Raw genomic sequence first — 14,982 nt, forward strand, 5'->3', positions numbered from 1 at the left:
CACCATAGTAAGCGTTTTCATTCGACTGGCATTCTATATATTCATTAGGATCATTCTGAAAGTTTCAAACCGATTATTTTCAAACCAAAACAGGCTTGAATTCACTTTCAACCTTTTGGTAACCATTGTTTGTGTCTAATGCCTGTTGCTGTTCCAAATCGAATCTCTCCATTATTGGTAGGTCGTTTACCGAGAATAAGTAAGAATCGACTTCTGCAACATGCTCATGCCAAGCCCAATTCGGAACGACGAAATAATCTCCCTTGGACCAATCAAAACGCACTCCATTAATGACCGTATAGCCTGAACCTTGGTGCACTTGATAGATTGTGGAATGGGTATGGCGATGTGCTTTGGTATGGAATCCTTTTGGCAGTTTCTGCATCCATGCCCCCATCGTCGGATTTGCCGTTTGTCCATTTGAAGGATTAATATATTCCACAGCAAAACCTTCAAATGGATCTGGTTCGAAGTTCATTAATCCTTCTATCGCTGCTTTGGTGCCTTTCCATTTGTAGTTGGCAAGCGGTGCCACTTGTGAATAACGATCGGATATCGGACGAACCATTCCGCCTTGATAACGGAGCTCTGAAAAATCATCAGGCCGTTTAGGCATTTCAACCCGGTCTGGGTATGGTTCAAAGAAAGTGCCACCTATTGAATAGATAGTTGGGATATCAAGGGCATCCATCCAAATCATCGGTTTTTCTCCAACATGACCATGACCATGCCATAGGTTTTTTGGCGTGATCAAGAAATCCCCTTCTTCCATGAAGATCCTTTCTCCTTGCACGATGGTGTAGGCACCCTCACCATTTGTAATGAAACGAAGGGCACTTTGAGAGTGACGATGGGAAGGAGCCACTTCACCAGGCAACAAAAGCTGAACCGCTGCATAAAGCGTTTGTGTTGTCGAAGCCCATCCCCAAGGCTGACGATAAGTTAAGCCAGGGTTTTGAAAATAAATGGCCCTCCGCTCCCCTCCCCGATCAGGTGTGAAGATTTCAGCTGCTTCCATCAACTTTTTAGTCAAAAGCTCTTCTTTCCATAAATAAGCATGGGCATGAGGTTTAGGTTCATGGTCCATCAGAGCGGGAATGGCTTCCCACAGAGGCCCAAGGTTATACTGTTGAATATCCTTTGTAAAATCCTTTACGATTGCACTATTCATGTATTCCAATTTTTCAGCCATATTAATCCCAACTTTCTTTTTTTATCTTTTCTCACTGGATTTTAGAAAGATTTCGCTTAATTTGATCGTAGTGTCCTGAAATATGTTCATCGATGAAGTGTTCCACAATATAAGAAACGGGTTTGTTTCCGAATTTCGCGAAATTTCGGTGTGGCGATTCTCTAGATAGTGTTTCTTCATCTAAATTCCCGAGCCTGCTTTCCACTTTATATTTAAGCTCCTCCACTTGTTTCAAGACATCATCAACAGCAAGTTTGTCAGTATGGGTAACGGCTGCCAATCGGGCTGGATCTTGTAAGCCACGCCCCCATTTGGCTCCAGGCATCGCTATAACAGTTTCCACTTCACCTAACCAATAAGGGATGGCCTCAGCTAAATGGGAAAGTATCTGCATGATTGACCATTCATCATCTGCAGGCTTATATCTGATCGTTTCCTCCGGGAGGTTTGCTGCTGTCTCAAGAATGTGGTCGATTGATTGGTGAACCGATTGGATTGATATCCCGATTTCCTGATACGCCATTTTATTTTCCCTCCCCGACAAGTCGCACACGGTTTTCAAGATAACCTATTTTGTCGATTTCGATTTTGACAACGTCACCATCTTTTAAGAACACTTGTGGATCACGGGCTACTCCTACCCCACCCGGTGTTCCTGTGAGTACGATGTCACCTGGTTCAAGAGTCATTAAATTCGATAAGAATTCAACTAAATACTTCACATCGAATACGAAGTTGGATGTATTCGTTTTTTGGCGTTCTTCACCATTTACCGTTAATCGGACATTTAAGCCAGATGGATCGGATAGTTCATCGGAAGTGACTAACCAAGGCCCCAACGGAGCACTTCCTTCAACCGTTTTCCCTTGAAGCCACTCAAGTGTACGCCGTTGGATATCACGGTACGTAACATCATTCGCAATTGTATAACCAGCTACATAATCAAGAGCATCTTCTTTTGAAACATTACGTGCCCTTTGTCCGACTACAAAAGCGAATTCCGCTTCATAATCAAGTTGTTCAGAGATTGGGAAAAACGGTATATCATCCTGGGGACCGATTACTGTATTGGCGAACTTTGCGAATACCACAGGGAATGGCGGCAATTCGCGACCCATTTCAGCAATGTGTTCACGGTAGTTATGTCCGACACAAATAATTTTGCTTGGCTTTTGGATAGGGGCCTCAAGCTTTATATCTTCAATTTCATGTACCATTTTATGTCTGAAGGAATCACGATTGTTCAATGCATAATCCGCAGCCTTTTTCGCGATGGAAAGGCTTTCATTCCCTCCCTGTAAAAATGCCTCCATTGTTGCAGGGACATACGCTTCAGCGATTTGTACACTGCGGAGTTTCCCTTCGCTTTCAAGAAGCGCTTGATAGGCATAGTTCAAATCCACTATTACATTATCCGGGTAAATTGCACCAATACGTTTAAATCCCTGACTGCTGAAAGTTACTAATTTCATATTCCATTCTCCTTTATTAATCTGGATTTTTTATAAAGCCTCTTTTAGTTCTTTGTTCGTGGGCCATCTGCTGGATTAACTTCACAAACCAGAATATGAATGATAAATGCTTATCTCATTAATCCACTCATAGATAACTTAGTTCACTATTTATATAAATGATAACTTAATTTTCGGAATATTGTCAAGATAGTATTGTAAATAATTTTGTGAAAATGTTATCATTTACACCATTAAGAGGTTTTCCGAATCCACTTGGGAAATTTATGAAATAGACAAAAAAATTCATTTATTAATAATAAAGTATATTGATAGCTTTCAAGTGGCTGATTTTTTCTTACTTTAATTTCATTTAAATTTTACAGATTCTGATATACTAGACCTAAATTAAAACAGATTAGGGAGATTGACTTATGGAAATCGTAAAATCCGGTTCGACGATTCAATCATTACAAATAGGGATGAGCATCATAGATTTACTTGCTTCCCAAAGAAATCCGTTAAGATTCTCTGATATTCAAGAATTAACGGACATAACGAAAAGTAACCTCTATAAGTATTTGAATACATTGACTCAACTGGAGTTACTATATCGTGATAAGACAACCGGTATGTATCACCTTGGGAGCAAATTGATTCAATATGGCATGGCAGCCATAGGAAATGAGGACATCACGAGCAGAATAACACCTTATTTACAGGAAATCAGTCACCATACCTCTTGTACAGTCCTTTTTTCCGTTTGGACATACGATGGACCAATCACGGCAAAAATATGGAATTCCAACCAAAACTTAAACATCGGGGCCCAGTTGGGTACGCGTCTTCCCCCATCATCCTCTTCAGGTAAAGTATTCACTGTATTTCAGGATCCTTCCTTGACAGCGGACTGGATTGAAAAAGATCGTAATGTTACCGGGCCTTTCCTGAAAGAAACAAATGAATATCATGATATTCGGAAATACAAGATCGCTTTTGCCAAAGAGCCTCTTGTACCTTCTGTTTCCTCGGTGTCCATCCCGGTTTTTAATTATAATTCAGACTTATTGGGAGCGATCACTGCCGTTGGATTCACCGAAAGCATTCCAGATCATTACGATGATCCCTTAAGCCACTATTTAAGAAAGAGCTATTTGGAGATCTCGAAAATATTCGGTTACACCGCTGAATAAGAAAAGCAGGAAAAAGGATGGTAATCATTCCTTTTTCCTGCTTTTAGATTTTTCATGGCTTTCGCTGATATGTCCATATCCGGTTGTGATTGGATGTTTCAGGAAAAGCGTCCCCTGCATCAAGTTTTACCATTTTCGGATTAACTACCGTGCTGCCCGTTTCACCGATTTCTACGTAGGTCCCATTGTTAGGCGCCTTCTGACCTGGCTTGAATTGACGATTTTGCCCCATAGATTTCACCCCTTTTCATGCTTTCCTTGTTATTATTACCATGTTCCTTTCTTTCATGTCAGAAAAATTAAGGACACACAGGAAATTCGGCTGAATTAAAAAAGCGTCTGCTCTCTGAGCAGACGCTTAGACTGTAGACAAACTCGATAATAATTGAGTTTGTCTACCAGTCTTTTTAGGTTTTATAATAGGTGGATTAAAACCTGAGGTGATAAGGGCGATTACTAAACATGATTCTATTCAGCGAGATTAACTTGAAATGATTAACTTTAAATCAACTGGTGCAATCGAATCATTTGGTTCGTAAAATGGAGGCAACAATTGATTACTCTTTCATTTATGACTTGGTTAAAGATATGTATTCAGAGGTAGGACGCCTAAGTATTGATCCAGTTATTATTCTCTATACTGCTAAAATTCCAATAAAAAATCAAAAAGGTTTCGGAATGAGACCATTCCGAAACCTTTTTTTGGTTAAGACATTAAATCCACTAGAACCGCTTTTTGGGCATGCAGACGATTTCCGGCTTGGTGGAAAACGACGGAATTAGGTCCATCGATGACTTCAGCCGTTACTTCTTCTTCCCTGTGTGCAGGCAGGCAATGCATGAATAAATAATCTTCTTTAGCAAGTTTTACAAGTTCACCATTGATTTGATAATTTTTAAAAGCTTCTAAGCGAATGCTATTCTCGATTTCCTGCCCCATGGAGGTCCAAACATCGGAATAGACGATATCCGCATCTTTTATAGCTTCCGAAGCTGAGGTTGTCACCACAATTTCACTGCCAGTCTCTTCTGCCACTTTTTGAGCATAGGCAACAACCTTTTCGTCAGGTTTGTAGGCCTCAGGACACCCAATGGAAAAGTCCATTCCCATTTTTGCGCAGCCCACCATCAATGAATTGGCAACATTATTGCCATCTCCGATATAACTCATCTTCAGGCCTTTTAGCTGTCCTTTAATCTCGATGATCGTCAAGAAGTCAGCAAGCACCTGACAGGGATGTGCAAGGTCTGTTAACCCATTGATGACTGGGATAGAGGAATTTTCTGACAACTCCAGGATTTTTTCATGCTCGAAGGTACGAATCATGATGCCATCTATATATTCAGAAAGGACTTTTGCAGTATCGGAAATAGTTTCCCCACGTCCAATTTGCAAGTCATTGCCACTCAAGAACAAAGCGTGTCCGCCAAGCTGCATCATGCCAACTTCAAAAGATACACGGGTACGGGTAGACGATTTTTCAAAAATCATCCCCAGCGTTTTCCCTTTTAAAGGTGTATATTCTTCGCCAGCTTGCCATTTGCCTTTAATGGTCTGTGCTAGCTTTAACAAATCTTCAATTGCTTTGGGTGTAGACTCCTTCATGGTCAAAAAATCTTTTCCATTTAAAATCTTCGCTTGTGTCGGTGCCGTCATTGAACTCATACGTGTGACACTCCTTTCGAATATGATACAAGCCATTCCTGAAGCGAGGTAACCCCTGGATCAGCATTTTCCAACGATTGTAGATAGGCCTTAAAAGTCTCTTCTTCCGTAAATGCAAGCAGTCGATATTTTGCTGCCAGTAACCTTAGCTTCTTATCTTCTTCTGTTGTTCCATATGCCAATACAACCGCTGCATTTCCTTCATTTAACCATTCATCAAAATCAGAATCCCCCAGTGTCAAACCTGCTTCTTCGATTTGCGCAAGTAAATCTTCACTTAATTGGACTGATTCGGATTGATATACACCTGAGGTATTTTTTGCGTTTTGAGCATGGAATACTTTTGTCAATGCTTCATTTACCGTTTCTCCGATGGCGATTCCTTCACCTGTTGATTTCATTTCCGGCCCCACCTTCGAATCAAGTCCGCTAAGTGCAAATGTAGAGAATACTGGATATTTTACGACTGCATATGGAATTTCTTCCATCAAGCCCGTTTTATCGAACGCATTCGACAATGAATATTTCCCGAGCAATATTTTTGTCGCTATTTGCACTAAGGATACGTCAGTCACTTTACTGATGATTGGAATGGTCCGACTGGCACGGGGATTCACTTCCAATACATATACACTATTTCCGTCAATCACGAATTGGATGTTCATAAGTCCTTTATAACCAAGCTCCATTACTAGTTTTTTGGCATAAAGGGTCATTTTACCTTTGATATCATCCGTTAAGGATTGAGCTGGCAACAATGCCATGCTATCCCCTGAATGAACCCCTGCTTTTTCAACATGTTCAGCAATGATTGGAATATATACATCATTTCCATCTGCGATCAAATCGATTTCGGCTTCTTTTCCCGGAATATAAGAATCGATTAGCACGGGATATACAAGTGCCGTTCCATTTTCCATTCTATTCAATAAGCTTTCCTTGGAGCGGATGATTTCCATTCCCTGGCCGCCAATTACATAGGATGGGCGTAAGAGCACTGGAAAACCGATTGCCTCTGCACGTTCAATTAATTGTTCTTCACCATTAGCCATTGAACCCGGCACATGAGGGATATCCAGTTTTTGAAGAAGCTGATAAAAGCGATCACGGTCTTCTAATTGATCAAGTGTATCAAATGAAGTCCCCAACAAATTGACACCGTAATCTTCGAGGCCTTTTGCGAGATTTATCGCAGTCTGCCCGCCAAATTGAACGATTACATCTTCAATATCTTCCGCTTCTATTACATTAAGAACGTATTCAAGGGTTAACGGCTCAAAATAAAGGCGATCTGCCGTCGCAAAATCCGTACTTACCGTTTCAGGGTTATTATTGATCATGATCGTTTCAACATTTTCATCTTGGAGTGCATAAACCCCATGAACGGAACAGTAATCAAATTCTATTCCCTGTCCGATCCTGATAGGACCGCTGCCAATCATCAAGACTTTCTTTTTATCAGTCTTTTTCTGTTCATTTTCACCAAAATATGTTGAATAGTGATAGTTAGTATGTGATTCGAACTCGGCTGCACATGTATCTACCGTTTTGTAGACCGCCGTAAGGCCAAGTGATATCCGATGTGCTCTCAGTTCCATCTCACTTACATTCCATACGGAAGCAAGATAGCGGTCTGAGAAGCCCTTTTCCTTGTATGACTGCAATTCTTCCTTAGTCACCTGATCGATTGACATGCCTTCGATTTCCATTTCTTTTTGGATCAATGAAGCAAAGGATTTAAGGAAGAAATAATCTATGGTTGTCGCTTCATGGATTTCTTCAATCGTCACGCCTTTTCTAAGCATTTCAAAAATGACAAATATTCGTTCGTCAGATTTTTCGGCAAGCTTCCCCCAAAGTTCAGGAACCGTTTTATTTTTCAGCGATGCTAGCTGCAGTCCATTCGTTTTTAATTCCAAAGAATCGACTGCCTTTTGGACTCCCCCCTCAAAGCTGCGGTGTAAAGCCATCACTTCACCTGTAGCCTTCATCTGTGTTCCCAATTTGCGGTTGGCGGTCGTGAATTTATCGAATGGCCACCTCGGGAACTTCACCGCTACATAGTCAAGAGCAGGTTCGAAGCTTGAATAGGTGCTTTGCGTTACAGGATTGATAAGTTCAGATAAATGGTAGCCGACAGCAAGCTTTGCAGCTATGCGAGCTATTGGATAACCTGTTGCTTTTGAAGCTAGTGCCGATGAACGGCTGACGCGTGGGTTAACTTCTATTAAATAATATTGTTTGCTATTCGGATCAAGTGCAAATTGAATGTTACAGCCGCCTATAATACCTAAAGCAGAGATGATTTTAATGGAAGCGGCACGCAGCATTTGAAACTCATCGTCAGATAAGGTCTGTGATGGCGCCACCACGATTGAATCACCTGTATGAATCCCTACCGGATCGATATTTTCCATGTTACAGATGGTGATGCACGTATTGTTGGCATCTCGCATCACTTCATATTCGACTTCTTTAAATCCAGCAATGCTTCTTTCAATCAAGCATTGTGTAATCGGGCTTTCTTGGAGTCCGCCCCGTACAAGTTCCTTAAAGGTATCCAGTGAATCAGCAATCCCGCCGCCAGTGCCTCCCAGTGTATAAGCAGGACGAACGATGATGGGGAAACCGATTTTATCGGCAAAAGCTAGCGCTTCTTCAAGAGAATGGACAATTGTACTGTCTGGAACTGGTTCTCCTATTTCAAACATCAGCTCACGGAACAGTTCACGATCCTCCCCCTTTTTGATGGAGTCGATTGGAGTTCCCAATAATTTGACTTTATATTTTTCAAGTACTCCGGCATCATCCAATTGATAAGCAAGATTTAACCCTGTCTGACCTCCTAATGTTGCGAGCAGGCCATCCGGCTTTTCTTTGGAAATGATCTTTTCCAGTACATCGACGGTTAAAGGTTCGAAATAGACAGCATCCGCATTCATATCATCAGTCATGATCGTTGCCGGATTGTTGTTGACCAGTATGACTTTATATCCTTCTTCTTTTAAAGCGAGGCAGGCCTGTGTACCTGCATAATCGAATTCGGCGGCCTGCCCGATGACAATCGGCCCCGAACCAATCACTAATATGGTCTTTATCGTGTCGTCCTTAGGCATAAGCTTTTTCTCTCCCGCTATAATCATTTATCATTTGTAAAAAGTCGTTGAATAGTAGTGAACTCTCGATAGGCCCTGGATTTGCCTCTGGGTGGTACTGGGTAGTGAATATTGGCAGGTCTTCATGCATGAGTCCCTCAACTGTACTATCATTCACATTTCTGAATCTCACTTGAAGCGATGTTCCTTGTAAGCTCGGTTCATCAACCTCATAACTATGATTTTGAGAACTCATATACACCTTTTTCGTTTTCAAATCGACCACGGGCTGATTCGCTCCGCGATGTCCAAACAGCATTTTTTTTGTATTTCCCCCAAAGGCTAGTGCCGTTAATTGATGACCGAGACAGATGCCCATCGTTGGGAAATTCGTAATGATCTTTTTTATGTTTCCTAAAAGGTATTCAAGCTGTTTTGGATCCCCAGGCCCATTTGAAAGCAAAATACCATCTGGCTTCAAGTCCTTGATTTGTTCGAATTCAGTATCGAATGGTACGACCGAGACTCGGCAGCCTTGCTCAACCAATGAATCCAATATGGATTTTTTATAACCGAAATCCATCATCACCACGTGCTTGTCGCCTTCTCCAAAACTCTCGACTACCTTTGTGGATACCTCAGCAACGTGGGCGGATAAACCATTCAGACCAGGTTCGACAGTGAATTTTTCTTCCGCTGTGATGACTGCTTGCATGGAACCTTCCTGTCTTATATTCTTAACGACCGCTCTTGTGTCAACATGGCTTAAAAGCGGAATGCTCCACTTGTCTAAATATTCACCAAGTGAATATTCAGCTTGATAATGAGAATGGCCCATATTTCCTTCATATACAATGACACCCGCAACATGCGGCTTTTTACTTTCAAAATCATATTCATTGATTCCATAATTTCCGATCAGAGGATATGTGAAGATGACAATCTGGTCCTTATATGAAGGATCTGTCAATACTTCTTGATATCCGGTCATTCCTGTAAAAAAGACAATCTCTCCAGTGATTGCTTTTTCAGAGGATTTTGTCAGCAGTTCCCCTTCAAAGACGGAACCATTCTCTAAATATAGATAGCTTTTCATGATCTTCACCTCTTTAGATGATGTATATTTATATATAGAATAGCATAATTATTCATTTTATTCTATAAAAATTCATTCAATTTAGATAGTTTGTTTAATTGCCAATACTTTTTTAATTTTGTTTATTGCCATATCGATCTCTGGTTCAGTAACTGTCAGTGATGGAAGTAAACGAAGTACCTTAGAACCTGCACTCAATACTAATAAGCCCTCTTCTTGAAGTTCCATTAAAAACCCCTGAACATCTTGTTTACATTCAATCCCGACCATCATTCCCAGTCCGCGAATCTCTATCACTTCTTCCGAATCATTTAATGCTTTTGCCAATTCACTCTCAAGGTATTCAGCCTTTTTCACGGTACTTTTTAAAAATCCTGATTGGAAAATTTCCATTAAAACAGCTTCAGCTGCTGAGACACTAACGGGATTACCTCCAAAAGTGGATCCATGACTTCCAGGGTTAAAGAACTCCGACAGCCTTTCCTTCCCAATCATCGCCCCGATTGGCAGGCCATTTCCCAGCCCCTTAGCAGAAGTGATGATGTCCGGTTGGATATTGAAATGCTGGAATGCAAATGGTTTCCCTGTACGTCCTATCCCAGTCTGGATTTCATCAATGATAAGAAGGGCTCCGTGAGCTTGACATTTAGTTTGAATCGCGTCCAGATAGGATTGCTGTACAACATGGATGCCGCCCTCACCTTGAACTATTTCAATCATTACAGCGGCCGTATTTTCATCAATGGCTGCTGTCATGGCATCATTATCATTAAATGGAACATATTCGAACGAAGCTAGCATAGGTCCGAAACCAGTTTTAATTTTTTCCTGTCCCGTTGCAGCCATCGTTGCAAACGTGCGGCCGTGGAAAGACTGCTGACATGTGACAATTTTGCTTCTCCCAGTAGCTTTACGTGCAAGTTTGATAGCTGCCTCATTCGCCTCGGCACCACTGTTAGCAAAAAACACCTGGCTTAGACCAGAGGCATCTGCCAGCATTTTTGCTGTCCGTTCCTGTATGGAACTGTTAAACATGTTGGAAACATGCCAATATTTATTAAGCTGTTCCGTGACGGCCATTTTTACCTTCTCATGACAATGCCCAAGATTCAAAACCCCGATTCCGGATGTAAAATCCAGATACTCTTTACCAGTTGTACTCGTAATCTTCATTCCTGACGCTGTGTCTGGCTCAATGTTCCACCTTGCATATGTTGGAAATAAAGAACTCATTGAAATACCCCTTCTTCCTGAAGAAATTTCGTTCCGATGAATTGTCCGCCTTGATAAAAGTGATCTTTTCCACTCACGATCATCACTTCTTCAACCCCTTTATTAAGAACCGACAGCGCTGTATTGACTTTTGGAATCATTCCTCCATGGATGCTTCCACCCTCGATCAATTCCTTTGCTTCCGTTTCAGTCAATTTCTCAATGATCTGTTCATTCTTTAAGACCCCTTTAACATCGGTCACAAATAAACACATATCTGCCGATAGTGCCTTCGCTACTGACCCTGCAGCCATATCAGCATTCACATTTAATTTAGTACCTTCTTCGGTAGTTGCAATTGGCGTCAATACCGGACAATAACCATTTTCGAATAAAAGTCCAAGTAATTCAGTATTGACTTTTTGTATCTTACCTACAGCTCCAAGTTTCTGTTCATCTATATACTCACCTGTGAGAATTCCGCCGTCAGAACCATTTAAACCGACTGCCTTTATGCCGTGTGCTTCTAATTTATGAACGAGACTGCGGTTCGATTTGCCTGCCAGGATAAGTTCCACAATTTCCATCACTTCAGTGGTCGTTTTTCTTAAACCATTTTCAAAGACTGGTTCAATTTCATATTTATCAAGCATCGAATTTATATCTGGGCCGCCTCCATGAACAAAGACAATATGATACCCCCGGTTTTGTAACTCTTTAGCACTATTGAAAAACGACTCCGATAACTCATTAATGATACTGCCGCCGCACTTAATGACTAATATGTTCATTCTTTCCTCCTTACGAACGATAGCTTCCGTTTATTTTTACATAATCATAGGTTAAATCGCAGCCCCATGCTGTTCCCGATTCATTACCGTCTTTCAAATAAACATGAATGATGATACTTTCATTTTCCAAGTAAGCCTTGGCTTCTTCCTCAGAAAACTGTATTGGCTCACCATCTTTAAGTACGACGATATCACCAAAAACAATCGTTGTTTGATCCGGCTTGAATCCCACACCGCTTCTTCCCATCGCAGCAATGATTCTTCCCCAGTTTGCATCCGCTCCAAAAGCTGCCGTTTTCACTAGATTTGATCCAACGATCGTCTTCGCCATCATCTGTGAATCTTGCTTCGTCTGCATGCCATGAACATTCACTTCTATAAGTTTTGTGGCACCTTCTCCGTCTTTCGCAATTTGTTTGGCCAGATTTTCGGATGTTTGTTTTAATAATTCCAGGAAGACAGACCATTCAGGATGGTCAGGCGTCAAAGGTTCATTGTTCGCTTTTCCATTCGCTAGCACTAACACCATGTCGTTCGTTGAACAGTCACCATCAACCGTAATTTGATTGAATGTATCATTGGTTATGGAAGATAGTGCTTGCTGTAAATCATTCGGTTCAATGACAGCATCCGTTGTAATGAAACCAAGCATTGTGGCCATGTTTGGATGAATCATTCCCGAACCTTTCGCAGCTCCGCCCATTTTCACGGTTTTACCGTCAATCATTGTTTCATAACCGCAGCTTTTCGTTACAATATCCGTTGTTAAAATGGCGGTACCAAAATCTTCAGCAGCTTCAGATGTATTCTCTGGCTGTAAGGACTCTATGCCTTTCTTAACTTTTTCCATTTCCATGTATTCCCCAATGACTCCAGTTGAAGCCACTGCAAAAGAATGATCCTCCAAACCGAACTTTTGAGCCGCAAGCTTCCTCATTTCATTTGCATCTTTTAAACCCTGTTCTCCTGTACAAGCATTAGCACAGGCACTATTGACTACAATGCCGTGAAGTTTTCCAGTAGCGGCAATGCTGTTTTTCGTTACATTGATTGGAGCTGCTTGAACTATATTTTGTGTATAAACCGCAGCGGCTGACGCTGGTACATCGGTAAAAATGATGCCAACATCCTTTTTGGAGTAGCGCAATCCTGCATGGACACCTGACGCTTTGAACCCTTGTGGCATTAAAATGTTTCCTTCTTTAATTTGTTTGATTTCTTCAACTGACTGTAGTGTATTCATTATTTCCCTCCAAAATTTACGGATATAGCGGACTGTTCCATAGTCCTGCCGTTTCTTCTAGTCCCATTAATATATTTGCATTTTGAATGGCCTGCCCTGCAGCACCCTTCACTAAATTATCAATAACTGAAACCACCGTTACCTTACCTGTCCTTTCATCATATGCGACGCCAATATCGCAAAAGTTCGATCCATATACTTGTTTCGTTGATGGAAAGCGATCGAGCGGCTGTACCCGGACAAATGGGTGGTTCTCGTATACTGTTTCGTATAAATCCTTTAATTCAACATTTGAAGTCCCCCGATTTACCTTTATATACATCGTTGCCATAATCCCTCTTGTCATTGGAACTAGGTGGGTATTAAAGGTAATAGGTTGTAAATCCGATGACCATCGTCCAAGCTGTTGTTCGATTTCCGGTATGTGTTGATGTTGATTTACCTTATATATCTTAAAGTTCTCATTCATTTCACTATAATGGGTAACGGCCGAAAGTGATTTACCCGCTCCTGAAACCCCGGATTTTGCATCGATGATCACTTCTGCGGCTGCTCCGGCCAATCCTTCAGTGAATAAAGGGGCGAGGCCTAAAAGTGATGCAGTTGGGTAGCACCCTGGATTCGCAACAATCGTTGCTTTCCTTATTGCTTCGGCATTCCATTCAGCCAATCCGTATACAGCTTCTTCAATAATATGCTGTGGGGCGGCTGGTTTTTTATACCAGTGTTCGTATTCACCCGGGGTTTGAAGCCTGAGGTCTCCTGAAAGGTCGATTACTTTAATGTCAAGGTCAGAAAATTCCGAAATCAATTGCGAGGAAACACCAGAAGGAGTTGCAAGAAATACAATATCGGATTTTTTTGCAATCGCTTCCGGGTCAATTTCTTCTAATTTATCTTTCATATGCATTAAATGTGCATTTTCTTCATATAAATTCCGACCAAATTGAGATGAAGTATGCAATGATTTTATTTTAAATTGCGGATGATTATTCAGGAACCTTATTAGTTCCACTCCTCCATAACCCGTTGCACCTACTATTGATACGTTCATAAAACCATCTCCTATAATTTTAAGTCCCTGTCATTCTTTGATTCTATTATTATATGACTGAATAAAAATAAAATCAAATGTATTTTTATAAAATTAATAACTCCACTTTAATTTGAAAAATTACCCACATTAATTTCTAAAATTATCCAAAGTTGTTGACTGCTAGTGTTTTTTCCGTTTAAATCAAAGGTAGTGATTGTGTTATAAAGGTATCTAAAAGGTGGTCATATACATGAATGAATTTTCGTTATCCAATCGGATGCATGCAATTTTAGATAATGAACAGCAAGTTAAACATATGGAAAAAGGACGCTTCCTTTTCCAGGAGAGCACCCCAGCAAGTGATTTGTATTACATTTTAAAAGGGAAAGTAGAAGTGAGTAAGGTAGTTCCCGACGGCCGGGAATTAACTATGCGCATTTGTTCGGAGAATGATTTGGTTGGGGAAACAGTCCTTTTTTCTCAAAATCCTAAATATATGATGAATGCAAAAATGTTGGAAGATGGAACTGTTGCGGTTATTTCCAAAGAAGCATTAGAAGAGAAAATCGCCTCCGATAGCCATCTTGCAGTTGATATGATGACATGGTTATCTGCTCAAAACCGTAAAAATCAGTCTAAATTCCGCGATATGCTCCTGCACGGTAAGAAAGGTGCTTTTTACTCCACCCTCATCCGTTTATCAAATAGCTATGGCACTGAAGTTGAAGACGGTAAAGTTATCAATCTTCCCTTTACAAACCAAGAACTCGCCAATTTTTGCGGCACATCCCGCGAGGTAGTCAATCGAATGCTCGCCCAATTAAGGAAAAACAATGTCATCTCCATTAATAAGGGACGCATTACGATTCTTGACTTAGACTATTTGAAGCAGGAAATCGACTGTGAAAACTGTCCAATAGAAATCTGTACCATCGATTAAAACCCTTCCATAAAAACAGCGAATGCATAATGTCTTACTTGATCTTAAAATGATTGTTTTCAAATTC

General features: G+C 40.9%; 13 protein-coding genes and 1 pseudogene. 3 read left to right on the forward strand and 11 right to left on the reverse strand.

Annotated features, from left to right (window positions below; all coding sequences use genetic code 11):
* Nucleotides 1-79: 79 nt before the first annotated feature.
* The 3 genes from QUF86_RS26055 to QUF86_RS26065 are packed head-to-tail and all read right to left on the reverse strand — an operon-like array spanning nucleotide 80 to nucleotide 2,664.
* Nucleotides 80-1,192 (reverse strand): cupin domain-containing protein, encoded by a 1,113-nt coding sequence (locus tag QUF86_RS26055; protein ID WP_289317473.1) that lies wholly within the window; start codon nucleotides 1,190-1,192, stop codon nucleotides 80-82.
* 31 nt (nucleotides 1,193-1,223) lie between these two features.
* Nucleotides 1,224-1,715, reverse strand: coding sequence for a DinB family protein (locus tag QUF86_RS26060; RefSeq protein WP_289317474.1), 492 nt, complete (start codon nucleotides 1,713-1,715; stop codon nucleotides 1,224-1,226).
* Nucleotide 1,716: 1 nt separating this feature from the next.
* A complete protein-coding gene (locus QUF86_RS26065; protein WP_289317475.1) occupies nucleotides 1,717-2,664 on the reverse strand; it encodes a fumarylacetoacetate hydrolase family protein in 948 nt (315 codons plus the stop codon).
* A 413-nt stretch (nucleotides 2,665-3,077) separates the two neighbouring features.
* Between QUF86_RS26065 and QUF86_RS26070 the strand changes: the two genes are divergently transcribed.
* Nucleotides 3,078-3,836 (forward strand): IclR family transcriptional regulator, encoded by a 759-nt coding sequence (locus QUF86_RS26070; RefSeq protein WP_289336102.1) that lies wholly within the window; start codon nucleotides 3,078-3,080, stop codon nucleotides 3,834-3,836.
* Between the two features lie 52 nt (nucleotides 3,837-3,888).
* Here the strand turns inward: QUF86_RS26070 and QUF86_RS26075 are convergent, their stop codons facing one another.
* Complete coding sequence (locus QUF86_RS26075; protein ID WP_061462081.1) at nucleotides 3,889-4,068, reverse strand: YjzC family protein; 180 nt, start codon at nucleotides 4,066-4,068, stop codon at nucleotides 3,889-3,891.
* 278 nt (nucleotides 4,069-4,346) lie between these two features.
* On the opposite strand from QUF86_RS26075, the pseudogene QUF86_RS29000 reads away from it, so the two are divergent.
* A pseudogene (locus QUF86_RS29000) lies at nucleotides 4,347-4,472 on the forward strand (transposase); the annotation flags it as partial.
* 70 nt (nucleotides 4,473-4,542) lie between these two features.
* On the opposite strand, the gene argF reads toward QUF86_RS29000, so the two are convergent.
* The 7 genes from argF to argC all read right to left on the reverse strand — a co-directional run bounded on the left by argF (nucleotide 4,543) and on the right by argC (nucleotide 13,993).
* Complete coding sequence (gene argF / locus QUF86_RS26080) at nucleotides 4,543-5,502, reverse strand: ornithine carbamoyltransferase (protein ID WP_289317478.1); 960 nt, start codon at nucleotides 5,500-5,502, stop codon at nucleotides 4,543-4,545.
* On the reverse strand, nucleotides 5,499-8,618 hold the full coding sequence (locus QUF86_RS26085) for a carbamoyl-phosphate synthase (glutamine-hydrolyzing) large subunit (protein WP_289336103.1): 3,120 nt from the start codon (nucleotides 8,616-8,618) through the stop codon (nucleotides 5,499-5,501). The genes argF and QUF86_RS26085 overlap by 4 nt, the downstream gene beginning before the upstream one ends.
* Nucleotides 8,611-9,693, reverse strand: a complete 1,083-nt coding sequence (locus QUF86_RS26090) for a carbamoyl phosphate synthase small subunit (protein WP_289336104.1) — start codon at nucleotides 9,691-9,693, stop codon at nucleotides 8,611-8,613. Before QUF86_RS26090 ends, QUF86_RS26085 begins: the two co-directional genes overlap by 8 nt.
* A gap of 81 nt (nucleotides 9,694-9,774) precedes the next feature.
* Nucleotides 9,775-10,926, reverse strand: a complete 1,152-nt coding sequence (locus QUF86_RS26095) for an acetylornithine transaminase (protein WP_289336105.1) — start codon at nucleotides 10,924-10,926, stop codon at nucleotides 9,775-9,777.
* Nucleotides 10,923-11,696, reverse strand: coding sequence for an acetylglutamate kinase (gene argB, locus QUF86_RS26100; protein WP_289336106.1), 774 nt, complete (start codon nucleotides 11,694-11,696; stop codon nucleotides 10,923-10,925). Before argB ends, QUF86_RS26095 begins: the two co-directional genes overlap by 4 nt.
* 10 nt (nucleotides 11,697-11,706) lie before the next feature.
* Nucleotides 11,707-12,939 (reverse strand): bifunctional ornithine acetyltransferase/N-acetylglutamate synthase, encoded by a 1,233-nt coding sequence (gene argJ, locus QUF86_RS26105; RefSeq protein ID WP_289317483.1) that lies wholly within the window; start codon nucleotides 12,937-12,939, stop codon nucleotides 11,707-11,709.
* A gap of 16 nt (nucleotides 12,940-12,955) precedes the next feature.
* Nucleotides 12,956-13,993: an N-acetyl-gamma-glutamyl-phosphate reductase gene (gene argC, locus QUF86_RS26110; protein WP_289317484.1), complete on the reverse strand. Its 1,038-nt coding sequence runs from the start codon at nucleotides 13,991-13,993 to the stop codon at nucleotides 12,956-12,958.
* A gap of 232 nt (nucleotides 13,994-14,225) precedes the next feature.
* Here argC and QUF86_RS26115 point away from each other — a divergent pair, with 232 nt between their 5' ends.
* Nucleotides 14,226-14,915 (forward strand): Crp/Fnr family transcriptional regulator, encoded by a 690-nt coding sequence (locus QUF86_RS26115; protein ID WP_289317485.1) that lies wholly within the window; start codon nucleotides 14,226-14,228, stop codon nucleotides 14,913-14,915.
* The last annotated feature ends 67 nt before the right edge of the window (nucleotides 14,916-14,982 follow it).

The sequence above is a fragment of the Peribacillus sp. NJ11 genome, assembly GCF_030348405.1.
Classification (GTDB): Bacteria; Bacillota; Bacilli; order Bacillales; family DSM-1321; genus Peribacillus.

Excerpts from the sequence above, each read along its gene's own strand:
- QUF86_RS26055 (WP_289317473.1), bottom strand. The coding sequence starts at position 1,192 with ATGGCTGAAAAATTGGAATACATGAATAGTGCAATCGTAAAGGATTTT.
- QUF86_RS26060 (WP_289317474.1), bottom strand. The coding sequence starts at position 1,715 with ATGGCGTATCAGGAAATCGGGATATCAATCCAATCGGTTCACCAATCA.
- QUF86_RS26065 (WP_289317475.1), bottom strand. The coding sequence starts at position 2,664 with ATGAAATTAGTAACTTTCAGCAGTCAGGGATTTAAACGTATTGGTGCA.
- QUF86_RS26070 (WP_289336102.1), top strand. The coding sequence starts at position 3,078 with ATGGAAATCGTAAAATCCGGTTCGACGATTCAATCATTACAAATAGGG.
- QUF86_RS26075 (WP_061462081.1), bottom strand. The coding sequence starts at position 4,068 with ATGGGGCAAAATCGTCAATTCAAGCCAGGTCAGAAGGCGCCTAACAAT.
- argF (WP_289317478.1), bottom strand. The coding sequence starts at position 5,502 with ATGAGTTCAATGACGGCACCGACACAAGCGAAGATTTTAAATGGAAAA.
- QUF86_RS26085 (WP_289336103.1), bottom strand. The coding sequence starts at position 8,618 with ATGCCTAAGGACGACACGATAAAGACCATATTAGTGATTGGTTCGGGG.
- QUF86_RS26090 (WP_289336104.1), bottom strand. The coding sequence starts at position 9,693 with ATGAAAAGCTATCTATATTTAGAGAATGGTTCCGTCTTTGAAGGGGAA.
- QUF86_RS26095 (WP_289336105.1), bottom strand. The coding sequence starts at position 10,926 with ATGAGTTCTTTATTTCCAACATATGCAAGGTGGAACATTGAGCCAGAC.
- argB (WP_289336106.1), bottom strand. The coding sequence starts at position 11,696 with ATGAACATATTAGTCATTAAGTGCGGCGGCAGTATCATTAATGAGTTA.
- argJ (WP_289317483.1), bottom strand. The coding sequence starts at position 12,939 with ATGAATACACTACAGTCAGTTGAAGAAATCAAACAAATTAAAGAAGGA.
- argC (WP_289317484.1), bottom strand. The coding sequence starts at position 13,993 with ATGAACGTATCAATAGTAGGTGCAACGGGTTATGGAGGAGTGGAACTA.
- QUF86_RS26115 (WP_289317485.1), top strand. The coding sequence starts at position 14,226 with ATGAATGAATTTTCGTTATCCAATCGGATGCATGCAATTTTAGATAAT.